Raw genomic sequence first — 24,664 nt, 5'->3', positions numbered from 1 at the left:
CTCGACCTCTTTCTTTTCTAATGTATGTGTCTTACCCACGTTTCCTATTATCACACCTTGTGAAAAAAAAGTCAAGAATAAAGTACTTAAAAAAATACAATTCAGGAATCCCTGGCTGTACGTCCATTTGTCCGATATATTACCAGTTTCTTAAATATCTGTAAACTTTCTGTTTTCAACATGCTTTTTCTACTATTTTATGATATGATAATTTTAATACGCTCAGAAAGGAGTATTTGTCTATGAAGCTTAACTCATATTCCGAAATCACCCCTGAAATTTTGGATCTTTCCCGCTTAAGCGAGGAAACCAGTCAGATCAACGCGGAACTTTATAAAAAATACGACGTAAAACGGGGCCTGCGCGATATCAGCGGCCAGGGCGTTCTGGCCGGTCTCACGGAGATCGGTGAAATCTACGCCTACGATATGATGGACGACAAGCTGATTCCCTGTGACGGAAAGCTGTTCTACCGGGGAATGGATATAGAAGATCTGGTAAAGGGCTTTGTATCGGAAGGCCGTTTCGGATTTGAAGAAATCACCTATCTTCTGCTTTTCGGAGAGCTGCCAGACAGGAAGGAACTGGAAATGTTCCGGGATCTTCTGGGCTCCTACCGCTCTCTTCCCACCCATTTTGTCCGGGATATTATCATGAAGGCTCCCAGCAAGGATATGATGAACACACTGGCCCGGAGCGTCCTGACCCTGTATTCCTATGACGACCGGGGCGACGATATCTCCATCCCCAATGTGCTGCGCCAGTCCCTGCAGCTCATTGCCCTGTTTCCCATGCTTTCGGTCTACGGTTATCAGGCTTACTCCCATTACCACGATGGGAAGAGTCTTTATATCCATCCGCCAAAGCCCGAGCTGTCTACTGCGGAAAATATTCTCTATACGCTGCGGCCGGACAGCAAGTACACGGACTTTGAGGCGAAGATTCTCGATATCGCCCTGGTACTTCATATGGAGCATGGCGGCGGTAATAACTCCTCCTTTACCACCCATGTGGTCTCCTCCTCCGGTACGGACACCTACTCTTCCGTGGCTGCTTCCCTGGGTTCCTTAAAGGGTCCCCGTCACGGCGGCGCCAACATCAAAGTAGTACGGATGTTTGAGGATATGAAACAGCAGGTAAAGGACTGGAATAACGAGGAAGAAGTAGGCGCGTACCTCCGTGCTCTGCTACACAAAGAAGCCTTCGATCACGCAGGCCTCATCTATGGAATGGGACATGCGGTCTACTCTCTGTCCGACCCTCGTGCGAATATTTTCAAGTCCTTCGTCAAGCGTCTTTCTGTGGAAAAGGGGCGGGAAGAGGAATTCGCCCTTTACTCCATGGTGGAGCGCCTGGCTCCTCAAATCATTGGAGAAGAACGGCAGATCTATAAGGGCGTCAGCGCCAACGTGGACTTCTACAGCGGTTTTGTATACAGTATGCTGGACCTGCCGCTGGAGCTTTACACCCCTATTTTCGCCATGGCCCGTATCGTAGGCTGGAGCGCCCACCGCATCGAGGAGCTGGCCAACAACGGCAAGATCATCCGTCCGGCGTATAAGAGCGTGGCGGAGCGGCAGGAATATGTGAAGCTTGGCGAGCGATAAAGATTCCCGGATACTTTTCTACCCTATAACACAAAGATATCCCTGGCTGTTCAGCAAATGCCGGATCAGCCAGGGATATTTTTTTGCTGTTCTGTCTTTTATACAAAGTCCTACCAAAACTTCTGGATGCCGTTCCGCGTACCCACTGCAAACCAGCAGAGGATCGCCAGAAAGACCGCCATAATGATGCCGTAAATCAGGCTCGGAATGGGGGTCACATAGGTATTCACCAGGCCGGAGGCACCGTACAGAATGGCCGCGATACCAAACACCAGCATCCGGGGACCAATGTACTTCTTATAGCCCTCCAGATCCTTGCATTTTTTCAGGTTCACGTCCTCGTTCATGAGGATGGATTTCTTAATCTCTCCTCTGGTCTTCATCATAATCCAGGCATACAGTGTATACAGGCCCGCGCCCACAAACACCACATCCAGGACACTCCAGATACTGTCCATCGTTTTTCTCTCCCTTTTCTATTCTCGTTTGGCTTTACATGCCAAGGAACGTCTTGACTGCCGCCTTCATATCCGGCACTTCTACCACGGTATCATGGAGAACCGGAGCGGTACGGATCTCTTCTACTGCCTTCGGAACCTCCACGCCGGAAAGTCCGGACAGCTCATCCGCCAGAGCAAAGTCATCCTTGCCCGCGCAGTCCACGCCCATGGCCTCCAGGACGCTTCTGGTGAACTTGAAGGGACTTGCGGTGGACGCGATGACAGACTTGGTCCGGTCGCCGGTCTCCACCTGATATTTCTTATATACACAGTCCGCTACGGCTGTATGGGTATCGATGACATAGCCATTCTCGTCGTACAGATCATGAATGGTCTTCGCAGTCTCTTCCTCAGTGGCGTAATTGCCGTAGAAATCTCCCAGCTTTTCCCGCATGGACGGAGTAATCTCGTACTTTCCGTTCTCGCTTAAGGACTTCATGAACGCCGCGTCCGCCTTGTCATCATGATCGGCGATACGGTAAATCAGACGCTCCAGATTACTGGAAATCAGGATATCCATGGACGGAGAACTGGTCAGCACGAACTCCCGGTTCCGGTCGTAGCTTCCGGTCTGGAAAAAGTCGTAAAGAACCTTATTGTCATTGGAGGCGCAGATCAGCTTCCCGATGGGCATTCCCATCTGCTTTGCGTAGTAAGCCGCCAGAATATTTCCAAAGTTACCGGTGGGAACCACCACGTTGATCTTCTCGTCCTTCTCGATTTCTCCATTTGCGTATAATTTTGCGTAAGCATATACATAATATACAATCTGGGGAACCAGACGGCCGATGTTGATGGAGTTCGCAGAAGAGAACTGGAAGCCTGCGGCGTCCATCTCTTTTTCCAGATCCTTATCCCCGAAAATAGCCTTCACACCGCTCTGGGCGTCGTCAAAGTTTCCGTGGATGCCGATGACCTTCACGTTTTTACCCTTCTGGGTCACCATCTGCTTCTCCTGCACGGGACTTACGCCGTTCTTCGGGTAGAATACCACGATCCGGGTACCCGGCACATCCGCGAAGCCTGCCAGGGCTGCCTTTCCGGTATCGCCGGAGGTGGCAGTCAGAATGACGATCTCATTTTTCACCTGATTCTTCTTTGCGGAAACAGTCATCAGATGAGGCAGAATGGAGAGGGCCATATCCTTGAAGGCGATGGTGGAACCGTGGAACAGCTCCAGGAAATACGCGCCGTCCGCCTTTACCAGCGGTGCGATCTCCGGCGTATCAAACTTCTCGTCGTAAGCGCTGTCGATACAGTGCTTCAGTTCTTCCTCTGTAAAGTCCGTCAGGAACTTGCTCATAACTGCGTAAGCAGTCTCCTGATAGTTCATCTTTGCCAGTTCGTCCATACTCACATCCAGCGCCGGAATCTCCGTCGGCACAAACAGGCCGCCGTCTGCGGAAAGGCCCTTTAAGATCGCCTGGGAGGCTGTCACCTGCACGCCGGAATCTCTGGTACTTCTGTATAACAAATCCATAGTAGTCGTCCCCTTTTTATATGTAAGATTTCTGTTCACAAAATTCCCAATTATTATAACAGAACAAAAGAGCCGCGTCAATGCGCAACTCTTTATTACGTTAAAATATTAAATTTGCATCCCGTCCGCCAGTTTCCGGTACAGCTCCGGCTTCCGGTCAATCTTCGCCGGGAACGCTGCCCGGTATTTCCACACCATTTCCAGATCCAGGTCAGCCACCAGCAATTCTTCCTCTCTTCCGCCATGGGCCAATTCCCGCCCCAACGGATCGACAATCATGGAATCCCCGCTGTACACCGAGGTTCTGGCATGTCCCACCCGGTTGATTCCGGCGATGTAGCACTGATTTTCGATGGCCCGGGCCTTTAACAGAGTCTTAAAATGCTCCACCCGATCCTCCGGCCAGTTGGCAGGCACCACGATAAGCTCCACCTGTGGGGAGGCCAGCTGAAAGATCTCCGGGAAACGCAGATCGTAGCAGATAAAGGGCGATACCGTCCAGTCGCCTATCTTGCAGAAGCCTAACGCATCCCCGCCTGTGTAATGCACTGACTCGGTTCCAAAGGTAAACGGATGAATCTTCCGGTAATCCGTCAGAACCCCGCCCTTGGGACTGATGATCGCATAGCGGTTATAGGACTTGGGCTCCCGGTATTCCACATAACCCATGCCGATATAGAGGCCGTATTCCACCGCCTTTTTCGCAAAATAGTTCAGCGTCTCCGGCTCCTCCTCCGTTTCCCCGATTTTCTCCGGATGCATGGAGAAGCCGGTCATGCTCATCTCCGGAAATAAAATCAATTCCGCCTGCTGCTCTTTTGCTTCTTTTAAAAAGCGCTCCGCCCGCCTGAAGTTTTCCTGTTTTGCCTCCCAGAGGGGTTCCGTCTGTGCCAGTGCTATCCGCATACCTGTCTCTTTCCTTTCTGTTTTTAAACGAGACCTCTCCACTTCGGAAAGGTCTCGTTTTTTTTTGCTCTGTAGGGAATACCGTGTTACGTTAAAGCTTTATGCCACAGAATTGTTGATAGCTGTCAGAAGTGCGTCGATGGAAGCGCGGATGATATCCGGGTCCACGCCTGCGCCCCAGGCCAGAGTGCCGTCCGGCTTCTGGAGACCCACATAGGCGATAGCGCGGGAGCTGGAGCTCTGCTCCAGAGCGTGCTCCTGATAAGTAACCAGGCTGTACTCCAGGCCGTATCCCTTCTTAAGCGCATTGCTGACTGCATTCAGACGACCGTTTCCGGTAGCGTAGAGAACCTGCTTTTCTCCCTGGTACTCGGTATGTACCTCTGCAGTGATACCGTCCACCTGCTTGAAATGTACTTCTGTGATATTGTAGGGAGCCGTAATTCCCTCGAACTCCTTCTTGAAAATCTCGAAGATTTCCTCCGGCATCAGCTCCTTGTTCTGGTGATCGGACGCGTCCTTGGCTGCATAACCCATAGCCTCGCGCATCTTCGGCGGCAGATTGAGTCCGAAGTTGTGCTCCAGAATGTAACCCACGCCGCCCTTGCCGGACTGGCTGTTGATACGGATAACGTCTGCGTCGTAGTTGCGGCTCACATCGGTGGGATCGATGGGCAGGTACGGTACGGTCCAGTGCTCCGGATCGTTCTCCACACGGTAGTTCATGCCCTTGGCGATGGCATCCTGATGGGAACCGGAGAAGGCCGCGAATACCAGCGCTCCTGCGTAGGGGCTTCTCTCATTGACCTTCATGCCAGTGAACTTCTCGTAAGCCTCGCAGATCTCCGGCATGTTGCTGAAGTCCATCTTCGGATCCACACCCTGGGAATACATGTTCATGGCCAGTGTTACCACATCCACATTACCGGTACGCTCGCCGTTGCCGAACAGGGTTCCCTCCACACGATCAGCGCCTGCCAGCAGGCCCATCTCGGTGTCCGCCACGCCGCAGCCACGGTCATTGTGGGGATGCAGGGAAACGATGACATTCTCGCGGTATTTCAGGTTCTCGCACATATACTCGATCTGGCTTGCGTATACATGGGGCATGGAATGCTGTACGGTAACCGGAAGGTTAATGATGGCTTTTTTCTCCGCAGTGGGCTGCCATACATCCAGAACTGCGTTACATACTTCCAACGCGTACTCCGGCTCGGTTCCGGTGAAGCTCTCCGGGCTGTACTCGAATCGGAAGTTGCCCTCGGTCTCGTCCGCCAGTTTCTTCAGAAGCTCCGCGCCGTCCACAGCGATCTTCAGGATCTCTTCTTTGGATTTATGGAATACCTGCTCCCGCTGTGACACGGAAGTGGAATTGTATACATGCACGATGGCCTGCTTCGCGCCCTCCAGCGCCGCAAAGGTCTTACGGATGATATGCTCTCTGGCCTGGGTCAGTACCTGGATGGTCACGTCGTCGGGAATCAGGTCCTGCTCAATCAGAGTGCGGAGGAACTCATACTCCGTCTCGGACGCCGCCGGGAAACCCACCTCGATCTCCTTGAAGCCTACTTTACAGAGAAGCTTGAAGAAGCCTATCTTCTGTTCCAGAGTCATGGGAACTACCAGAGCCTGATTGCCGTCACGCAGGTCTACGCTGCACCATACGGGAGCCTTGTCTACATAATCCTTCTCGGCCCACTTCATGCAGGGGTACGGCGGTAAAAAATACTGTCTCTGGTATTTCTTGTAATTCATCATGATTTTTTCTCTCCTTTTGTTCTGTGTGCTGTGCTTTTCTGCATCTCTTCGCAACGGCCCTTTCGCCGGAGCTGCTGCTTTTCGATAGTAGATATGCGGTATGGCATCATACAGGATTGTGGATTTTCGCTCTTTTCGCAAACAAGATAGAATCCTGCTTCGCAGGATTCTCCGCCTGCGGCGGGTCGCTTTAGCGACATACTCCCTCTCCGCCGCAGTGCGATCTTATTTTTTGTATCATAGGAAATTCTGGTAGAATTTCCTATGATACAAAAAATCCGCCTCCGTCAGCCTGCTGCCAACGGAGACGGAAGACTTATTCGCCTTACGCGGTACCACTCCATTTTTGTGAATCTCATTCACACTCTCATCGGATACGGATTCTTCCTGATAACAGTTCTCGAACCTTATATCCTCCCCGCTGTAACGGTCGGGCTCCGTCTGTGTCTACTTTCCGGTTTCTGTTCACTGTGCCCCAGTGTCACATCCCCGGATTTCGGACAGCCGCTCTGAGGTCAGTTCCCATTCTCTCTTCCGCTGCTTCACACCAGCCAGCAGCTCTCTGAACTCCAAGGGAATCGTACTACTCCTCGTCCTCGCATTTATCTAATATCTGTAGTTTAGGATAACAAAAGTCGGTGGGATTGTCAACCCCTGTTTGTCATCCGCCCGCTCCTTTGACCTCTCGCGGGATCTCTCCACCTCAGACAGGCCCTCTCTTCCCTGTTCTTTTTTAGCCGTGCAGGCCGTTGGTCTGGCGGATCATATCCTCCACCACAATGTCAAAGATTTCTCCGACGGAATTACAATATTCCAGGATTTTCCATGGTTCATTGGTATGAAAATGAATCTTCACCAGATCCTCATCTCCCGCAGCAATCAGACTGTTGCCCTCAAAGTGCTCAGTGATGTACTCGGAAATCTCATCTTCATCCAGGTCTTTGTCCCGACGGTCAATCAGAAGCTGGGTATCATAGCGATACGCAAACTGATCGTCCTCGGCATCGATTGAATTTACTCCCATGTGGTTAATCTCCTTTGTTTTCTCATTTAATTCTATATCATTATCTATCCCAGCAGGTCTTTTTGTCTTCCTCCGTAATCGAACGAATCACTTTACAGGGATTGCCCACTGCTACGGAATTGTCCGGGATATCCCTGACTACCACGCTGCCCCCGCCGATGACCACATTGCTGCCGATGGTGACGCCGGGCATCACCTGCACGCCCGCTCCGATCCACACATTGTCGCCCACGGTGATGGGGTACGCATACTCCAGTCCCTGATTCCGGCGCTCGAAATCAATGGGATGACCGGAGGTATGGAAGCCGCAGTTCGGGGCTATGAACACATTGTCGCCGAAGGTCACCTTTCCGGCGTCCAGGATCACCAGATTATGATTGCTGTAGAAGTTCTCGCCGATCTCGATATTGTAGCCGTAATCGCACCAGAAGGGTGGTTCGATCAGGAAGTTTTTCCCTGTCTTTCCTAAAATCTTTTTCAAAAGCGCCTGCCGGCCGAATTCGTCGGACGGGCGAAGCTGGTTATAGTCATAGCACAGCTCTTTGATTTTCCTTCTGTCTTCCAGCAGTTCTTTATCGTAATTGGCGTCATACATCTTGTGAGCCAGCATTTTTTCTTTTTCGGTCATCGTTTCTTCCTCTTGCAAAATGCTTTCTTCATAACTTTTACCCTACCACAATCAGTTCTGCCGTCTCAATGGCCTTATCCACCATCTCGTCGATCTGCTCCATCAGCTTCTGCTCGGAGCGCTTGATCACATTGATATTCGGCTTGGTTACCGGGTGCTTTGCCACGAAGATGGTGCAGCAGTCCTCAAAGGGCTGAATCGATGTCTCATAGGTATCGATCTGCTTGGAAATCGTTACGATATCTTCCTTATCGTACGCAATCAGCGGACGGAATACCGGCATGGTGCAGACCTCATTGGTGGCTGCCAGGCTCTGTACAGTCTGGCTGGCTACCTGGCCGATACTCTCGCCGGTAATCAGGCCGAGAGACCCTGTCTTCTCCGCAATCCGCTCTGCAATCCGCATCATATAACGGCGCATGATTATCGTCAGCTCGTCATGGGGACATTTCTCATAGATATATAACTGAATCTCCGTAAAGTTTACCACATACAGGTAAATGGGGCCGGTATAGCGGGCCACCTTCGTCGCCAGATCTACCACCTTCTGCTTCGCGCGCTCGCTGGTGTAGGGCGGCGCATGGAAGTATACCGCGTCAATCTTGACGCCGCGCTTGGCTACCATGTAGCCTGCCACCGGGCTGTCAATACCGCCGGATAAAAGCAGCATGGATTTTCCGTTGGTGCCGATGGGCATACCGCCCGGACCCGGGATAATGTCAGAGTACAGATAAATGTGCTCCCGCACTTCCACATGAATCATCAGCTCCGGCTCATGCACATCTACGCGCATACCCGGAAACGCGTCCAGAATCCGTCCGCCCAACTCCGCGTTCATTTCCATGGAAGCCTTCGGATAGGTCTTGCGGGCACGGCGGGCCTGCACCTTAAAGCTCTTATCACAATCCTCGCCATAACGGGCCTTTAAGTAAGCCACCACATCATCGCCCAGCTTCTCAAAGCCTTCATCTTCCAGAATCACCACCGGGCAGATACCCACGATACCGAATACCCGGCGCATGGCTGCCACCGCGTCATCGTAATCGTACTCGCCCTCAGTGTGGACATAGATACGACCCTGATCCTTGGTCACCTTAAAGGTGCCCTCCACATGCTTCAGGGCATGGCGGATCTGCGCCACCAGCGCGTCCTCAAAGAGATACCGGTTCTTTCCCTTGATACCGATTTCTCCGTATTTAATCAAAAATGCATGAAAAAACATGTTGTTCCCCTTTCTATGTTCAAGCAGGCAGACCTCCGTCTCCCGCCATGTTACCGTCTGGTAAAACGGCGCAGCATCGGCAGTAAGGTCCGAAGCGCCTCCAGTGTGTAATCCAGCTCCTCTTTCGTCGTAAATTCACTGAAGCTGAAACGAATGGTGGAGTCCAGAAGCTCCTTCTTTACGTGAATGGCCTTCAGCGTCTCGCTGACTGCCGGATGGTTGGATGCACAGGCGGAGCCGGAGGACACGTAAATACCCTTATCCTCCAGAGAATGGAGCAGCACTTCGCTTCGCACTCCCGCAAAGCTGACGCTGACGATATGGGGCGCGCCTTTTCTGCCCCGGGGACCGTTCACAGAGGTTCCCTCTATCCTGCCAATCTCTTCGATGAAGTATTCCCGAAGCCCGTACAGACGGTCAATCTTCTCATTGAAATCCGTATAAATCTCCTTCACGGCCTCACCCAGTCCAGCGATGCCCGGTACATTTTCCGTGCCGGAACGCAGGTCCCGCTGCTGTCCGCCGCCGAAGAGAATCGGATGAATTTTCACATGCTCGTCCACGTACAGGATGCCCATGCCCTTTGGGCCGTGAATCTTGTGGCCGCTGACGCTCAGCATGTCGATACCCATTTTTTTCGGCAGAATCCGGAACTTTCCGTAGCCCTGTACAGCATCCACATGGAACAGAATGGGCTTCTCCCTGTTTTTCAGAAGCTTTCCAATCTCCTCGATGGGCTGTACCGCGCCAATCTCATTATTTACATACATAACAGACACCAGAATGGTTTCATCGGTCAGGGCCGCTTCCAGATCTGCGATCCGCACCACGCCCTGATCATCCACCGGCAGATACGTCACCTGAAAGCCCTGCTTTTCCAGCTCCTTCATGGTGTTCAAAATTGCCGGGTGCTCAATCCGGGTGGTAATCAGGTGCTTTCCTGCCCGCTGATTGGCATGGGCAGCGCCCATCAGCGCCAGGTTATCACTCTCTGTCCCTCCGGAGGTAAAATAGATCTCCTTGGGCTCCACCTTCAGATTTTTCGCAATGATTTCTTTCGCCTCGCGGACGTATTTCTCCGCGTCCACACCCTTCTGATGTAAGGAGGACGGGTTGCCGTAGTCCTCGGTCATAACCTGATACATCAGCCTGGCTGCTTCCGGGAAGCAGCGGGTAGTGGCTGAATTATCTAAATAAACTTCCATTTTTTACTCCTCCAGCAGATATCCCAGCATAGCCATCACCGCCAGCCCTGCCGTCTCAGTCCGCAGAATCCTCTTTCCCAGCGTAATGGCCTGTGCCCCTGCTGCCACAGCTTCCTCCACTTCGCTCTCCTCAAAGCCTCCCTCGGGCCCGATAAAGATACCCACAGACTGTCCGGGCTGAATGCTTCCCATGACCCGCCTGGTTTCGGCCATATTTTCGGCCCGCTCGTAGGGAATCAGAAGCACGTCCAGCTTTTTCGCCTCTTCCAGAGCTTTCCCAAAGGTCATCACTCCGCTCACCTCCGGAATCACGCCACGGCCTGACTGCTTGGCCGCGCTCTCTGAGATGGTATTCCAGCGCTTCAGCCGTGTCTGCTCCTTTTTCGCGTCCAGCTTCACCACAGCACGCTTCGTGGATACCGGAACAATCCGAGCCACTCCCAGCTCCACGCATTTCTGGACGATGAAATCCATCTTATCGCTTTTCGGAAGCCCCTGAAACAGGGTAACGGCTGAGGTAAGCTCCGCATTGCCGTCAAGCTTCCAGAGAATCTGGACCCGAACCTCATTTTCACCAATGTCGGTGAGTTTGCAGCGATATTCCGCGCCCCGGCCGTCGGCGATCAGCACTTCCTCGTCTGCCCGCATACGGAGAACATTCCGGATGTGATTCACATCCGCGCCGGTGATTATGATTTCCTTTTCCCCGATATTACCGGGTTCCGCAAAAAAACGATGCATCCTACTGCTCCTTACGGGCCGTTACGCTGACCCACTCGCCCTGATGGGTAACCTCCAATACGGTCAGACCGCATTTCTTCACAGTCTCCACCACCAGATCTTCCTTGTCGTCTATAATACCGGAGGTAATGTAGACGCCGCCCGGCTTTAACTGGGACAGAATCACCGGTGTCAGCGGCACCAGTACCTCTGCCAGAATGTTCGCCACTACGATATCATAGCATTCATAGCCAACCCGATCCTGAATTTCTTTTTCTGTGATGATATTGCCAATCATCATTTCAAAGGAAGTCGGATCGATTCCGTTGACTTCCATATTTTCCCTTACAGCCTCTACCGCGCAGGGATCCAGATCGGTTCCTACCGCGTGCTTCGCTCCCAGCTTCAGACTGATGATGGACAGGATACCACTGCCGGTTCCCACGTCCAGAAGCTCCGTCTCCGGCGTCAGAAACTTGCGAAGCTGGCGGATACACAGCTGTGTCGTCTCATGCATACCGGTTCCGAAAGCGGTTCCCGGATCAATCTGAATCAGAAGCTTCTCCCGATCCTCTGGCTTCACCTCTTCCCAGGAGGGCTTGATCAGGATATCGTCCACGTAAAACTGATGGAAGAACTCCTTCCAGTTGTTGATCCAGTCCTTATCCTCGGTTTTAGAGGCCTGAATCGTAGCTTCTCCGATCTCCACGCCCCAGCCCGCGATTTCCTTTAAGCCCTCGCGCACCCGCTCCAGCATTTCCTCCTGATCCGCATCCGGCTCCAGATAAAAGCTGATATAGGCCACGCCGTCGTCCGCCGGTCCCTCCGGCAGAATATCCACAAACATCTGCTCCTTTTCTCTCTGGGACAGGGGAACCTTGTCCTCAATCTCGATGCCCTCGATGCCCGCGTCCTGCATCATGCTGCTGATGAGATCCTCGGCCTCAGTCCGGGTCTTCAATGTGTATTTATTCCATTTCATAAAATGCACCTCTCATATCTTTTACGTCACAACAAAACAGGCACTCTTCCGACAAGTGCCCACACTCTGTATTAGGATAGCATAAAAAAAGCGCTCCGACAAGTACTGTCGAAGCGTTTCTTTTGATTTACTTATGCTTTCAATTTTAATTTTCCATGGATTTCTTTATGGATTTATCCGTGCCAGATGTACAATCAGATAGGTCTGCTCTTCCCGGGTGATTTCTTTTTTTAACAGATTGAAGATATATTTCTGAATCTGCGCCACACAGCCCACAGCCTGCTTCTGCTCCCGGGCAACAGAATCATAGAGGGACAGGGTTCCATCCTCCAGCATGTGATCCTCCAATACGCGTTGTAAAAAGAACTGCATGTGTACCACAAACCGAGAATAATTGATACTGCTTTCATCTAACTGCTTTCTGTAATACAGCTGCACAATCTGAAAGATATCCTTCAGCATTTTAACCATCAGCATACCATTTTCCGCGCCTGCATCCTTATCGCTCTGTTCCATCTGCGCATTCACCAGATGAAACGCTATATTGCCCGCTTCCTCTTCCGGCAGTTCCTTCTTCAACCGTTTGTTCAGGAAATCCAGCACCTGGCTTCCCACCTGATACTCCTTCGGATAAAATTTTCGAATCTCCCACAGCATACGGTTCTGAAGCACGATCCCCTTTTCCTGCCGCTCCAGCGCATAGATCAGATGGTCGAACAGTGTCACAAAGATCTGCTCATTCAGTTTTCCTTCCATCCTTTCCTGTGCCAGTCCGATGGCATCCTGAACAGCCTCTGCATATTCAGTCGGCGCATCCTCCACCAGGCGGATATAATCCCTGCTGTTTTTTTCCTCTTTGAGCATGTAGACTTTTTCCACATCCTCTTTTCTTACCTGGTCCCCCACTTTATAGGAAAATCGAAGTCCCCGCCCCATGGCAATCTGCTCCTGGCCCTTTTCCTCCACCAGAAGCAGGTTGTTATTGAGAACTTTTTTGATTACCATCTCCCATTTCCTCCCCCTCTTCGGATTATCAGAGACTTTTCCCATTCTCCCGAATGACATTCTGATACCAGTAGAAGCTGTCCTTCCGATATCTCTTCAACTCTTTCAGCTCAAACTCATCCCGGTCCACATAGATAAAACCGTAGCGTTTCCGATAACCCTGGTGGGTACTGACCACGTCAATGGCTGCCCAGGGACAATACCCCAGCATATCCACACCGTCTGTAATGGCCAGCTTCATCTGATGCAGATGCTCCCGGATAAAATCAATCCGATATGCGTCATGGACGCTTCCGTCTTCTTCCAGAGTATCCGGTGCGCCGATTCCATTTTCCGTAATCAGGATCGGAAGCCGGTACCGCTCGTAGGTCTTTCTTAGAGTATAACGGAATCCCACCGGATCCACAACCCATCCATACTGGGTTTTTCCCACATATTCATTTTCCGCCGGTCGGTATACCCCCTGTTCTCCCAGCATAATCTGCTGATCACCGGCCCGGGCCGCCACATCGGAGGCATCTCCTCTGCTGGCTGCAATGGTTGCGGTGGAGTAATAATTCATGGCAATAAAATCCGGCTTCGCATTTTCCAGGATTTCCCTATCCCCATCTGCCACATCCGGCGTCAGATCCCGATCCTTCATATATTCCCATGCCAGCGGGTGATACCAGCCGTACACCGGAACATCGGCAAAATTCCAACAGCGCAGAACTTCCCAGTTATGGGCGGCGATGGCATCCTCCGGTCTGCAGGTGGCCGGATACATGGCTGTCAGATTCAGCGCCGGCCCAATCATACCTTCCGGCACCATCTGATGAAACAACTTCATTACCTTCGCCTGAGCCAGCATCATATGATGATTCTGCTGATACATCACTTTCTTTGAAGGAAGTTCTCCGCTCTTTGGCAAACCAATGGCACCCGGATGGAGAATCATGGTATTCTGCTCATTGATGGTCAGCCAGTATTTTACCTCTCTACCAAAATGTTCAAACAAAACCTTCGCGTAATTTACAAATGCATCGATGGTATCGCGATTCAGCCAGCCGCCTTTTTCTTCCAGGCAATAGGGCAAATCAAAATGATACATGGTCACGATCGGCTCAATTCCGTACTTTCTGCACTCTCCGATAAGGTTTCCATAAAACTCCAGTCCCTTCGCATTCACATCCCCGGTTCCTCCCGGAAGAATCCGGGTCCAGGCGATAGAGAATCGATATGCTTTCAATCCCATCTCCGCGAACATTGCGATATCTTCCCGGTATCTGTGATAATGGTCGCTGGCCACAGAAAAATCTGCCACATCCTCCGGATGTTCATACATGTCGATGATGGACGGACTTTTTCCATCCTCCGCCACTGCGCCCTCCACCTGATAGGCGGAAGTGGACGCGCCCCAGAGAAACTTCTCCGGAAACTGCTTTAATTCTTTATACTGCATATTCACTTATTCCTTTTACGCTAACTGCAAAAATGTGTCCCCTACTTTTCCGGTTCCTGATTTTGCAAGTTCAATTTTCTCAAATCCATCCGTATTTGTGACAATCACCGGAATCACCGTGTCGTAGCCTGCAGCCTTTACTGCATCCAGATCGAAGGTCAGCAATAAATCTCCCTTTTTCACCTTATCTCCTGCCTTTACCTCGGGAGTAAAATATTTTCCCTGGAGATTGACGGTATCGATCCCTACATGAATCAGAAGCTCCGCACCCTCTGCCGTCTGCATACCAATAGCATGACCGGTCTCAAAAAACAGAGTAACTTCTCCGTCTGCCGGCGCGTATACCTTACCGTCTGTCGGCATTACCGCAGCGCCCTTGCCGAGTACGCCTTTGGAAAATACATCGTCATTCACTTCAGAAAGCGCAACTGCTTTACCGTCCACCGGCAGTACAATTTCTGCATTCTTTTTTTCCGCTGCAACTTCTGATTCTTTTTTGCCTGTTGCAGTCATATTATCCTCTTCATCCTTAAAGCCCAGAATCCAGGACGCCACGAAACCTGCAACAAAGGAAATGATAATCGTAATAATCGCATGCACCACATTCATGGGGTTTTCACCGATAAATGCAGGAATCGCCGTCAGTCCCGGAGATACAAACGCATAACGGACCAGCCCCACCACGCCTGCATAAATGCCTCCAATTGCGCCGCCAATCATGGATGCCACAAAGGGGCGCTTCAATTTCAGTAAGACTCCATAGAGACAGGGCTCTGTAATACCCATCACTGCCGTAAATCCGGAAGAAGATGCCAGCTGTTTTAATTCTTTATTTTTTGTTTTCATGGCTACCGCAAGGGTCGCTCCACCCTGCGCGATATTGGATGCCAGCATACCCGGCCCATTTACGACCTCGTAGCCCAACGTGGAAATCTGACTGGTAGCAATCGGAGTCATGGCCCACGCAGTACCGGTCAGTGTCAGGAACGGCTGGAACGCACCCATCAGCATGGGAATCAGCCAGCTGACACGGGCGTTCAGGAAGTTCGCGCCGCTCTGGACGATATCATTCAACAGGTTACCCAGCGGGCCAACTGCCAGAAGCGCAATCGGAATCGCTACAAACATCACAATCATCGGCTTCAGGAAGAATTTGATGACAGACGGGGAATACTTCTCCGCAAATTGCTCCACATAGGACATAATCCATACACTCAGGATAATCGGCACTACAGAGTAGGAATAATCTACAAGCACGGCCGGGATTCCGAAAAATGTAATAGCCTCGCCTGCGCCTACCATACCGCTCCAGGTGGGATGCAGGAGCGCGCATGCCATAGTCATTGCCATAATCGGGCTGCACTTAAACTTCTGAGCCGCGCCATATGCCAGCAGCACCGGCATAAAATAGAAAGGAGCGTCTGAAATAAAGCTCAGCACTTCATACGTTGTATCTGCCTCGCCAACCAGACCAATCAGTACCAGAATCGACAGTACAGCTTTGATCATACCGCCACCGATCAGGGCCGGAATCACCGGAGTAAAGGTAGTGGAAATGACACTGATAATACGATTTACAATACTGATTTTTTCCTGAGGTACCTGAGCATCTCCAGTTTTTTCATTTTCTCCCAGTTCCTCCTTCATGGCACGAAATGCGGTCTGCACTTCATTTCCGATAATAATCTGGAACTGTCCGCCTTTTTCTACCACACCGATGACACCGGGCTGATGTTCAATCTCTTCTTTTTCTACCTTACTCATATCGTAAAATTCCATCCGCAGACGCGTAGCGCAATGTGTCAGCTGACGAATATTTTCACTTCCGCCAACCAGCTTCAGCAGAGTTTTTCCCAATCCTCTATAATCCATATTTTTCTCCTCTTCCGGCCATCCTGTTTCTATTCCGCCCGATCGGTTTGCGGAATTTTTTCGCCGCAGTGCGATAAAAAAAGACCAAGATAAAAAATATACTGCATGTATATCTTTTACACTTGGTCTTGCCTGCATTACCAGTAACAGCCACTCGCTATTTACTTTACATGTGGGATGATAACACACTTTATTGGCAAATGCAAGTATTTTTTCGTTTTCATTCATTATTTTCTTCGTTTTTACGCAAACACGACACCCACCAGCATCCCATAAACAGGAATCGTCACCATGGACACCAGCGTGGTGAACACCACCAGGCCGCTGGCGAAGCCGTAATCGCAGTCGTGCTGGGAGGCCAGCAGGGCTGTGGTATTAGCCACCGGCATGGAGACCAGAACTGTGATGACCTCCGCCACCAGAGGCTCCAGATGGAGCAGATAGCAGACGCCCAGCACGATAAGGGGCTGGATACCCAGACGGAGCACGGTGATCACGCCCAGATCCCTGCAGAAGATCCGGCGCATGTCGGTCTCGCCCATGATAAATCCGATGGTCAGCATGGTCAATGGCGTCAGGCACTGGTTAAAGCCGTAAATGGTATTGTACAGGAAATCCGGCAGCTTCACCTGGGGGAAAAACATCCAGGCTACGCCAATCAAAGTCGCCAGCACGCAGGGATGCGTAATCGTTCTCTTCAAGGTTTTTGAAAAACTGCCCGCACCCTCCTGAAAGCAGTCTAACCCTACGCTCCACATGAATATCCGCACCGGAAGCAGGAACACGGAAGCGTATACCAGTCCCGGCGCGCCGTACAGGCCCTCGATGACCGGATTGCCCAGATAGCCGCAGTTGGCAAACTGGAAGGCGTAGCGCATAATACCGCGGCGGCTGTCGTCCATGTTTTTCCATAAAAATTTACTTAAGATATACCAGGTCAGCTGAATCAGGGCTGACATGATAATGACTACGATCATAGAGCGAAAAGCCGAAGTGTCCGACTTGGAAAAGGCGTAGAGAATATTGCAGGGGAGAATCAGGTTGACCAATAGATTAGTCAGGCTCTTGCGTCCCTCCGATGTGACGATTCCCTTTCTTCTGATAAAGACGCCCACCAGGAGCATCGTAAACATCATGCCCTGCATGGTCAGCAGGCTTTTCATATCTACCATTGTGTTTTCCTCTTTTGCTGTCTGATTTTTGTGTATATAACTTTCTTTTTTTCGCTTTAAAAATGCTGAGATTGATTCTTTTGAACCTCCAGAATCGCCGCCGGAATCCGCGCGGCCAGATCTGAGGGCAGCATACCGTATTCTCCTAATTCCTTGCATGCAATATCCCCGGCCAGGCCGTGAAGATAGACGGCCAGAGCGGTGATCCCTCCCGCTTCTGATATTCCTGCTTTGGAAAATTGCGCTTTATCCGTATCTGCTTCAGCACTCCGCTTAGACGCCACAAGCTGTCCCAGCAGCCCCAGAATCATGCCGCCCAGCACGTCCCCGCTTCCGCCCTTGGCCATGCCATTATTCCCGGTGGTATTCACATAGCAGCTTCCATCCGGCAATGCGGTCACGGTTTCCGGCCCCTTCAGCACCAGAATACAGCCGTATTCCTTTGCAAAATCCAGCGCCGCCGCTTCCCGTCCGGGCGCCAAATCGCCGCTCAGGTAACGGAATTCTCCTTCATGGGGCGTCAGAATCGTAAGCAGTCCCCTCTCCGCACGCTTTTGCAGGAGCTCCCTTCGGTCTTTAATGGCGTACAGCCCGTCCGCGTCTATAACCAGCGGCGTCTCCGTTTCTTCCAGAATTTTGCTCATCAATTTGGACAGATCCTGAGAGCGCCCCAGGCCCGGCCCCAGAAGCCCGGCGTCGCAGCCGTTCAGCCGCTCCAGAATCGGGAAAAAGGCGTCCTTGGAAATCTTTCCGCGGGCCGCAGGCAGCGGCGATGGCATCACTTCCAGACAATGCCCCGCCACGATAGGGTATATCGGCTCCGGCACCCCCAGGAACACCAGCCCGCTGCCACTCCGGGCCGCGCCATAAGCCGCAAGCACCGGGGCTCCCGTAAAGCCCACGCTTCCGCCCGTAATACTGACCCGTCCAAAATCACCCTTATGACCGTCCGGATCCCGTGCCGGAAGAAGCTTTGCCGCCAGTTTCTTTGTAAAATTCCGGAAAATCTGCTTTTCCATACGCCCACCGCCTTTTTCCTGAAAACTGTATCTATTGTAGCACAAAAAAGCCAGGCTGTGAACGCTTCTTCCCGACCGACTTTGTATGAAATCCAAAACACAGGAAACTTTAAGCAAAAAGGACTCCCCTTCCGGAAAGCCCTTTCTACTATCTTATCACTCTATTTTCACTTAAATCGTCGCAATATCAATCAGACTCAGCGTCTTTACATCCGTATTTTCCAAACTGGTCACCAGCGCTTTTGCAGTGTCGATCGCTGTCAGCACATTAACGCCGGTCTCAATGGCATTTCTACGGATAACAAAGCCGTCACGGCTGTGCTCCACGCCCTGGGACGGAGTGTCGATGACCAGGTCCATCTTGTGGCCCAGAATCAGGTCCAGGATGTTTGGGGACTCCTGCTCCAGCTTACGAGTCAGGCGGACGGAGACATCAGCCTCCATCAGGGCTCTTGCGGTGCCCTTGGTGGCGTAGATACAGTAGCCCAGCGCCTCAAAACGCTTCGCAATCTCCACCGCCTCTTCCTTATCCTCGTCCCGGACAGTCATAATCATATTCTTATGCTTGGGCAGACGGATGCCTGCGCCCAGGAAGGCCTTGTAAAGGGCCTCGTTGAAGGTTTTGGCAATACCCAGACACTCACCGGTGGATTTCATCTCCGGTCCCAGGCTGATGTCCGCGCCGCGGATCTTCTCAAAGGAGAATACCGGCATCTTCACCGCGTAATAATCTGCCTCCGGCTGAAGGCCCGGCTGATAGCCCAGATCCTTAATCTTATAACCCAGAATCACCTTGGTAGCCAGCGGCACAATCGGAATACCGGTTACCTTGCTGATATAGGGAACCGTACGGCTGGAACGGGGATTTACCTCGATCACGTACACCTCGTCGCCTACCGCGATAAACTGAATGTTGATCAGGCCGATGACATGTAAGGAACGGGCCAGACGCTTCGTGTATTCCTCGATAGTGGCCTTCACCTTATCGCTGATACTCTTGGCCGGATAGACCGAGATACTGTCTCCGGAATGGATACCCGCGCGCTCAATATGCTCCATGATACCCGGAATCAGGATATCCTCGCCGTCGCAGACTGCGTCCACCTCGATCTCCTTGCCCTGCAGGTACTTATCTACCAGAATCGGATGCTCCTGGGCGATCCGGTTGATGATACCGATAAATTCCTCCACATCCTTATCGTTGATGGCAATCTGCATGCCCTGGCCGCCCAGCACGTAGGACGGACGTACCAACACCGGATACCCCAGCTCATTGGCTGCTTTCTTGGCTTCCTCAGCGGTAAATACGGTGTGTCCCTTGGGTCTCGGAATCTGACACTGCTCCAGGATCTCGTCAAAAAGCTCTCTGTCCTCAGCCGCGTCCACGTTCTCCGCAGAGGTTCCCAGGATGGGCACGCCCATCTTCATCAGGGCCTCGGTCAGCTTAATGGCAGTCTGTCCGCCGAACTGCACCACAGCTCCATCCGGCTTCTCCAGGCGCACGATGCTCTCTACATCCTCCGGGGTCAGCGGCTCGAAATACAGCTTGTCCGCAATATCGAAGTCCGTACTTACGGTCTCCGGGTTGTTGTTGATGATAATGGTCTCATAGCCCTCTTTCGCAAAGGCCCAGGTACAGTGTACCGAACAGAAGTCGAACTCGATACCCTGTCCAATCCGGATGGGGCCGCTTCCCAGAACCAGCACCTTTTTCCGATCCCTGGTCTCCACCACCTCATTTTCGCTTCCAAATACAGAGTAGTAGTAAGGAGTGCTTGCCTCGAACTCAGCCGCGCAGGTATCTACCATCTTGTACGCAGCGGTAATGCCGTTGGCGTAACGAAGTTCCTTAATCTCCTCCTCGGTCTTACCGGTCAGGCGGGCAATAACATTATCCGGGAACTCTATGCGCTTTGCTTCTTTTAAAAGCTCCGGTGTCAACGGCTCGCTCTTCAGGGACTGCTCCATTTCCACCAGAATCGCAATCTTATCGATAAACCAGAGATCAATCTTGGTAATGGCATGAATCTCCTCATAGGAAATGCCCTTGCGGATGGCTTCCGCAATCAGCCAGATACGACGGTCGTCCACCACATGCAGCTGCTCCAGAATCTCTTCTCTGGAAAGGGCTGTGAAGTCATAAGACATGAGACTGTCCACATGCTGCTCCAGAGAACGGATGGCCTTCATCAGAGCGCCCTCGAAGTTATTGCAGATGGCCATAACCTCACCGGTGGCCTTCATCTGGGTGGTCAGAGTACGCTTTGCGCTGATGAATTTATCGAAGGGCAGACGGGGCATCTTGACTACGCAGTAGTCCAGCATGGGCTCGAAGCTGGCCTTGGTCTGTCCGGTAATGGCGTTGGGAATCTCATCCAGGGTGTAACCCAGGGCGATCTTCGCTGCCACCTTGGCAATGGGGTAGCCCGTAGCCTTGGAAGCCAGCGCGGAAGAACGGCTGACACGGGGATTTACCTCGATGACGCAGTATTCGAAGCTCTCCGGATGCAGGGCGTACTGAACGTTACAGCCGCCGGTGATATTCAGCTCGCTGATGATATTCAGGGCAGAGGTACGCAGCATCTGGTACTCCTTATCGCCCAGGGTCTGGGAAGGAGCCACGACAATACTGTCTCCGGTGTGTACGCCTACCGGGTCAATATTTTCCATATTACATACGGTAATGCAGTTGCCGGCGCCGTCCCGCATGACCTCATACTCAATCTCTTTCCAGCCTGCAATGCACCGCTCCACCAGAACCTCTCCCACACGGGAGAGTCTGAGACCGTTGGCCAGAATTTCCTCCAGCTCCACCTGATTGTGGGCGATTCCGCCGCCGCTTCCGCCCAGGGTGTAAGCCGGGCGGAGAACCACCGGGTAACCAATCTTATTTGCAAAAACAATACCTGCTTCTACGTCCTTTACCACCTCGGAGGCCGCTACCGGCTCGCCGATTTTCTCCATGGTGCTCTTGAACTCCAGACGATCCTCGGCCTTTTTGATGGTCTCGGAAGTCGTTCCGATGAGACGTACATTGTGTTCCTTTAAGAAGCCCCGCTCCTCCAGCTCCATGGCAAGGTTCAATCCTGCCTGGCCGCCCAAAGTCGGCAGGACGCTGTCGGGCTGCTCCTTCAGAATCAGCTGCTCTACCACCTCTACGGTCAGGGGCTCGATGTATACACGATCCGCGATATCCTTATCGGTCATGATGGTAGCCGGATTGGAGTTTAAGAGGACGACCTCGATGCCCTCCTCCTTCAGGGAACGGCAGGCCTGAGTGCCCGCATAGTCGAACTCGGCTGCCTGGCCGATGATGATCGGGCCGGAACCGATGACAAGTACTTTTTTGATAGACGGATTCTTAGGCATTTTTCTTCACCTCCATCATGCGAATAAACCGGTCAAACAGGTAGCCGGAATCCTGGGGACCCGGGCATGCTTCCGGATGGAACTGTACGGTAAAAATATTTTTACCGGTGTATTTCAGACCCTCGTTGGTCTTGTCGTTGACATTTTCAAAGGCAGCGGTAGCAACAGCCGGGTTCAGGCTGTTTGTATCTACGGCGTAGCCGTGATTCTGGGAGGAAATATACACTCTTCCGGTCTCCAGATCCTTCACCGGGTGATTGCCGCCTCTGTGGCCGTATTTCAGCTTATAGGTGTCCGCGCCGGTGGCCAGGGCCATCAGCTGATGACCGAGACAGATGGCGAAAATCGGGATATCACTCTCGTAAAGCTTCCGTACCTCGTCGATAATGGGGCCGCAGTCCTTGGGGTCTCCGGGGCCGTTGGAGAGCATGATGCCGTCCGGATTGGAGGCGATGATTTCCTCGGCCTTGGTGCCTGCCGGGTAAATGGTGACCTCACAGCCTCTCTCATGGAGGGAACGGGCGATATTACGCTTTGCGCCCAGATCAAGAAGCGCTACCCTGTAGCCGTTATTTTTCATCACAGACTTTTCACTGCAGGTAACTTTTTCTACGACCTTACCGGTACGATATGCTTTTAAACGGGGCATGACCTCGTCCAGATTTTCATATTCTTTTGTGGTAATCATACCGTTCATGGTGCCGCTCTCACGTAAGATCTTGGTCAGGGCACGGGTATCAATACCTGCGATTCCGGGGATATCATATTTTTTCAGGAAATTCTGAATCGTATCTGTACTTCTGAAATTGCTGGGAACACGAGAAAGCTCCCGAACAATATATCCATCCGGCCAGGGACGTCCGGACTCCATATCTTCATAACATATTCCATAATTACCAATCAGCGGATAAGTCATCACCACTGCCTGTCCCGCATAGGACGGGTCCGTCAGCACTTCCAGATAACCGGTCATTGATGTATTGAACACGATCTCACTTACGACCTCGCGCTCTGAACCGATGCTGGTGCCTGTAAACACATGTCCGTCTTCCAATATCAGAAAAGCTTTCATTCGTCCACCTGTTCCTTTCAAACTATTGTTTCTATTGTATATACTTTCTCAAAAAAAAAAGACATACCATGCCCTATCGCACTTCCAGTCTTTTTCCCTCAAATTGAAGTTATTATACTATAACTTTTTTCCTACTTCAAGAACTTTTTCAAATTTTTTCGGTATCTTTTTTATCCAGGATAACTTCTTCCCGAACCATGTACCGGGCAAAAGAGGAGCGCCGCATGCGCGGCGCCCCATTTTCTTATGGCTCATATATTTTTACATCGAAGGAATTCCGGATAATCTCCCTTCCTGCCTGTACGCTCTCCACAGCGCCCATAGCCACCATCTGCACAATGCTGTTTCCCAAAACGGAACCCTCCACCGGGCCTGCCATGACACGTTTTCCGGTGCGCTTGGCTGTCAGCTCGCAAAGCAGCTGGTCCTGGATGCCGCCGCCTACCATATTGATGCAGGTGACGGTCTTTCCGGTGATCTCCTCCATATACTTCACAGACTTCCGATACTCCTCGGTCAGGCCGTTGTAGATAGCCATGGCCATCTCCCCGAGACCCTCCGGCGTACCCTGTCCCTTTTCCTCACAGTAAGCCACGATCTCCTTCATCATGTTCAGCGGAGCGGTGAATCTGGGATCCTTCGGGTCAATGATAAAATCCTGACGCTTGGCTGCCCTGGCCTCGCAGATAATATCCGGGAAGGATACCTCGCTCTCAAACTCGCACCAGTTCCGACGCAGGTTCTGCATGATCCAGAGACCGTTGATATTCTTCAGAAACTGAATCTTGCCGTCGATGCTTCCCTCGTTGGTGTAATTATATTTATAGGAAGCTTCGTTGAGAATGGGCTCATCCAGTACCATACCTAGCAGGGACCAGGTTCCGCAGCTTAAGAAGGCTGCATCGTCCGACTCCAGTGGTGCGCCTGCCACAGCAGAGGCTGTGTCGTGGCTGCCTACCGCGATGACCTTTACACCTTTCAGTCCGGTCTCTTCTTCTACCTCAGGGAGCAGATCGCCAATGATGGTACCCGGCATAACGATATCGCCGAACATTTCGCGATTCAGACCCAGCTTTTCGATGAGATCATAGTCCCACTCCCGCTTTCTGGCGTCCAGAAGCTGGGAGGTGCTGGCAAAGGTATACTCGGAATACATGATCCCCGTCAGGAAATAGCCAAACAGCTCCGGCATAAACAGAATCCTCTTTGCGTTATCCAGAATCACCGGACGCATCTTCTTCTCCGCATAGAGCTGGAAGATGGAGTTAAAATACATAAACTCGATACCGGTACGGTTATAGAGTTCCTCCAGAGGGATGATTTTTCCGATCTCCTCCAACATTCCATCGGTACGGGAATCCCGATAGTTCACCGGATTGCCGATGAGATTGCCGTCCTTGTCAATGAGGCCGTAGTCCACGCCCCAGGTGTCGATAGCCAGCGACTGGATAGGCACTTTTTTCGCCGCCGCCTTTTTCAGACCCTGCTTTAACTCATGATAAAGTCCGAACAAATCCCAGTAAATGTGTCCCCCCACGCGGACCTCATGGTTCGGAAACCGGTGAAGCTCCTCCAGTTCCAGTTTGCCGTCTTCCAGTTTGCACAGAACCATCCGTCCGCTGGATGCTCCGAAGTCAAACGCAAGGTTGTAGATTTTTTCTCCCATACCCAATACCTTCCCT

Annotated in this window: 19 protein-coding genes and 1 other annotated feature; of the genes, 1 reads left to right on the top strand and 18 read right to left on the bottom strand. The window is 51.7% G+C overall.

The window, feature by feature from the left end; translation table 11 throughout:
- The first annotated feature begins 242 nt into the window (after positions 1 to 242).
- A complete protein-coding gene (locus H8S44_RS07910) occupies positions 243 to 1,607 on the top strand; it encodes a citrate/2-methylcitrate synthase (protein ID WP_186872004.1) in 1,365 nt (454 codons plus the stop codon).
- Positions 1,608 to 1,717: 110 nt separating this feature from the next.
- Here H8S44_RS07910 and H8S44_RS07905 read toward each other — a convergent pair whose 3' ends face one another.
- The 18 genes from H8S44_RS07905 to H8S44_RS07820 form a co-directional block, all read right to left on the bottom strand.
- The gene (locus H8S44_RS07905; protein WP_186872003.1) at positions 1,718 to 2,065 is read right to left on the bottom strand and encodes a hypothetical protein; all 348 of its coding nucleotides are present in this window, start codon (positions 2,063 to 2,065) and stop codon (positions 1,718 to 1,720) included.
- Between the two features lie 34 nt (positions 2,066 to 2,099).
- Positions 2,100 to 3,587, bottom strand: a complete 1,488-nt coding sequence (gene thrC / locus H8S44_RS07900) for a threonine synthase (RefSeq protein ID WP_186872002.1) — start codon at positions 3,585 to 3,587, stop codon at positions 2,100 to 2,102.
- A 108-nt stretch (positions 3,588 to 3,695) separates the two neighbouring features.
- The gene (locus H8S44_RS07895) at positions 3,696 to 4,493 is read right to left on the bottom strand and encodes a carbon-nitrogen family hydrolase (RefSeq protein ID WP_186872001.1); all 798 of its coding nucleotides are present in this window, start codon (positions 4,491 to 4,493) and stop codon (positions 3,696 to 3,698) included.
- A gap of 99 nt (positions 4,494 to 4,592) precedes the next feature.
- Positions 4,593 to 6,251: a 2-isopropylmalate synthase gene (locus H8S44_RS07890; RefSeq protein ID WP_186872000.1), complete on the bottom strand. Its 1,659-nt coding sequence runs from the start codon at positions 6,249 to 6,251 to the stop codon at positions 4,593 to 4,595.
- 300 nt (positions 6,252 to 6,551) lie between these two features.
- Positions 6,552 to 6,857 (bottom strand) — a binding site (T-box leader).
- Between the two features lie 127 nt (positions 6,858 to 6,984).
- Positions 6,985 to 7,275 (bottom strand): hypothetical protein, encoded by a 291-nt coding sequence (locus H8S44_RS07885; protein ID WP_186871999.1) that lies wholly within the window; start codon positions 7,273 to 7,275, stop codon positions 6,985 to 6,987.
- 40 nt (positions 7,276 to 7,315) lie between these two features.
- Positions 7,316 to 7,903, bottom strand: a complete 588-nt coding sequence (locus H8S44_RS07880) for a sugar O-acetyltransferase (protein WP_186871998.1) — start codon at positions 7,901 to 7,903, stop codon at positions 7,316 to 7,318.
- Between the two features lie 37 nt (positions 7,904 to 7,940).
- A complete protein-coding gene (gene thiI / locus H8S44_RS07875) occupies positions 7,941 to 9,125 on the bottom strand; it encodes a tRNA uracil 4-sulfurtransferase ThiI (RefSeq protein ID WP_186871997.1) in 1,185 nt (394 codons plus the stop codon).
- A 50-nt stretch (positions 9,126 to 9,175) separates the two neighbouring features.
- A complete protein-coding gene (locus H8S44_RS07870; RefSeq protein ID WP_186871996.1) occupies positions 9,176 to 10,330 on the bottom strand; it encodes a cysteine desulfurase family protein in 1,155 nt (384 codons plus the stop codon).
- Positions 10,331 to 10,333: 3 nt separating this feature from the next.
- Positions 10,334 to 11,071 carry a 16S rRNA (uracil(1498)-N(3))-methyltransferase gene (locus tag H8S44_RS07865; protein ID WP_186871995.1) on the bottom strand — a complete coding sequence of 246 codons (738 nt, stop codon included), beginning with the start codon at positions 11,069 to 11,071 and terminating at the stop codon, positions 10,334 to 10,336.
- A 1-nt stretch (position 11,072) separates the two neighbouring features.
- Positions 11,073 to 12,032, bottom strand: a complete 960-nt coding sequence (gene prmA, locus H8S44_RS07860; protein ID WP_186871994.1) for a 50S ribosomal protein L11 methyltransferase — start codon at positions 12,030 to 12,032, stop codon at positions 11,073 to 11,075.
- A 165-nt stretch (positions 12,033 to 12,197) separates the two neighbouring features.
- On the bottom strand, positions 12,198 to 13,037 hold the full coding sequence (locus H8S44_RS07855; RefSeq protein ID WP_186871993.1) for a PRD domain-containing protein: 840 nt from the start codon (positions 13,035 to 13,037) through the stop codon (positions 12,198 to 12,200).
- A 28-nt stretch (positions 13,038 to 13,065) separates the two neighbouring features.
- The gene (locus H8S44_RS07850; RefSeq protein ID WP_178038722.1) at positions 13,066 to 14,478 is read right to left on the bottom strand and encodes a glycoside hydrolase family 1 protein; all 1,413 of its coding nucleotides are present in this window, start codon (positions 14,476 to 14,478) and stop codon (positions 13,066 to 13,068) included.
- Between the two features lie 15 nt (positions 14,479 to 14,493).
- Positions 14,494 to 16,350: a beta-glucoside-specific PTS transporter subunit IIABC gene (locus H8S44_RS07845; RefSeq protein WP_186871992.1), complete on the bottom strand. Its 1,857-nt coding sequence runs from the start codon at positions 16,348 to 16,350 to the stop codon at positions 14,494 to 14,496.
- A gap of 242 nt (positions 16,351 to 16,592) precedes the next feature.
- Positions 16,593 to 17,522 carry an AEC family transporter gene (locus H8S44_RS07840; RefSeq protein ID WP_186871991.1) on the bottom strand — a complete coding sequence of 310 codons (930 nt, stop codon included), beginning with the start codon at positions 17,520 to 17,522 and terminating at the stop codon, positions 16,593 to 16,595.
- 56 nt (positions 17,523 to 17,578) lie between these two features.
- Positions 17,579 to 18,541 (bottom strand): NAD(P)H-hydrate dehydratase, encoded by a 963-nt coding sequence (locus H8S44_RS07835; RefSeq protein ID WP_186871990.1) that lies wholly within the window; start codon positions 18,539 to 18,541, stop codon positions 17,579 to 17,581.
- A gap of 171 nt (positions 18,542 to 18,712) precedes the next feature.
- A complete protein-coding gene (carB, locus tag H8S44_RS07830; RefSeq protein WP_186871989.1) occupies positions 18,713 to 21,910 on the bottom strand; it encodes a carbamoyl-phosphate synthase large subunit in 3,198 nt (1,065 codons plus the stop codon).
- Positions 21,903 to 22,982, bottom strand: a complete 1,080-nt coding sequence (locus tag H8S44_RS07825) for a carbamoyl phosphate synthase small subunit (RefSeq protein WP_186871988.1) — start codon at positions 22,980 to 22,982, stop codon at positions 21,903 to 21,905. Before H8S44_RS07825 ends, carB begins: the two co-directional genes overlap by 8 nt.
- 244 nt (positions 22,983 to 23,226) lie before the next feature.
- Complete coding sequence (locus H8S44_RS07820) at positions 23,227 to 24,648, bottom strand: rhamnulokinase (protein ID WP_186871987.1); 1,422 nt, start codon at positions 24,646 to 24,648, stop codon at positions 23,227 to 23,229.
- Between the last annotated feature and the right edge of the window lie 16 nt (positions 24,649 to 24,664).

It is taken from the genome of Anaerosacchariphilus hominis (genome assembly GCF_014290175.1).
Classification (GTDB): domain Bacteria; phylum Bacillota; class Clostridia; order Lachnospirales; family Lachnospiraceae; genus Laedolimicola; species Laedolimicola hominis.
The sequence above is the reverse complement of the archived record's forward strand: the minus strand, read 5'-3'. Positions and strand labels throughout refer to the sequence as shown.

What these genes read in the sequence shown, in the direction of transcription:
- H8S44_RS07885 (WP_186871999.1), bottom strand. Translation starts at nt 7,275, where the DNA reads ATGGGAGTAAATTCAATCGATGCCGAGGACGATCAGTTTGCGTATCGC.
- H8S44_RS07890 (WP_186872000.1), bottom strand. Translation starts at nt 6,251, where the DNA reads ATGATGAATTACAAGAAATACCAGAGACAGTATTTTTTACCGCCGTAC.
- H8S44_RS07910 (WP_186872004.1), top strand. Translation starts at nt 243, where the DNA reads ATGAAGCTTAACTCATATTCCGAAATCACCCCTGAAATTTTGGATCTT.
- thrC (WP_186872002.1), bottom strand. Translation starts at nt 3,587, where the DNA reads ATGGATTTGTTATACAGAAGTACCAGAGATTCCGGCGTGCAGGTGACA.
- H8S44_RS07895 (WP_186872001.1), bottom strand. Translation starts at nt 4,493, where the DNA reads ATGCGGATAGCACTGGCACAGACGGAACCCCTCTGGGAGGCAAAACAG.
- H8S44_RS07840 (WP_186871991.1), bottom strand. Translation starts at nt 17,522, where the DNA reads ATGGTAGATATGAAAAGCCTGCTGACCATGCAGGGCATGATGTTTACG.
- H8S44_RS07825 (WP_186871988.1), bottom strand. Translation starts at nt 22,982, where the DNA reads ATGAAAGCTTTTCTGATATTGGAAGACGGACATGTGTTTACAGGCACC.
- H8S44_RS07905 (WP_186872003.1), bottom strand. Translation starts at nt 2,065, where the DNA reads ATGGACAGTATCTGGAGTGTCCTGGATGTGGTGTTTGTGGGCGCGGGC.
- H8S44_RS07820 (WP_186871987.1), bottom strand. Translation starts at nt 24,648, where the DNA reads ATGGGAGAAAAAATCTACAACCTTGCGTTTGACTTCGGAGCATCCAGC.
- H8S44_RS07845 (WP_186871992.1), bottom strand. Translation starts at nt 16,350, where the DNA reads ATGGATTATAGAGGATTGGGAAAAACTCTGCTGAAGCTGGTTGGCGGA.
- H8S44_RS07855 (WP_186871993.1), bottom strand. Translation starts at nt 13,037, where the DNA reads ATGGTAATCAAAAAAGTTCTCAATAACAACCTGCTTCTGGTGGAGGAA.
- H8S44_RS07870 (WP_186871996.1), bottom strand. Translation starts at nt 10,330, where the DNA reads ATGGAAGTTTATTTAGATAATTCAGCCACTACCCGCTGCTTCCCGGAA.
- H8S44_RS07850 (WP_178038722.1), bottom strand. Translation starts at nt 14,478, where the DNA reads ATGCAGTATAAAGAATTAAAGCAGTTTCCGGAGAAGTTTCTCTGGGGC.
- H8S44_RS07865 (WP_186871995.1), bottom strand. Translation starts at nt 11,071, where the DNA reads ATGCATCGTTTTTTTGCGGAACCCGGTAATATCGGGGAAAAGGAAATC.
- thiI (WP_186871997.1), bottom strand. Translation starts at nt 9,125, where the DNA reads ATGTTTTTTCATGCATTTTTGATTAAATACGGAGAAATCGGTATCAAG.
- H8S44_RS07880 (WP_186871998.1), bottom strand. Translation starts at nt 7,903, where the DNA reads ATGACCGAAAAAGAAAAAATGCTGGCTCACAAGATGTATGACGCCAAT.
- prmA (WP_186871994.1), bottom strand. Translation starts at nt 12,032, where the DNA reads ATGAAATGGAATAAATACACATTGAAGACCCGGACTGAGGCCGAGGAT.
- H8S44_RS07835 (WP_186871990.1), bottom strand. Translation starts at nt 18,541, where the DNA reads ATGGAAAAGCAGATTTTCCGGAATTTTACAAAGAAACTGGCGGCAAAG.
- carB (WP_186871989.1), bottom strand. Translation starts at nt 21,910, where the DNA reads ATGCCTAAGAATCCGTCTATCAAAAAAGTACTTGTCATCGGTTCCGGC.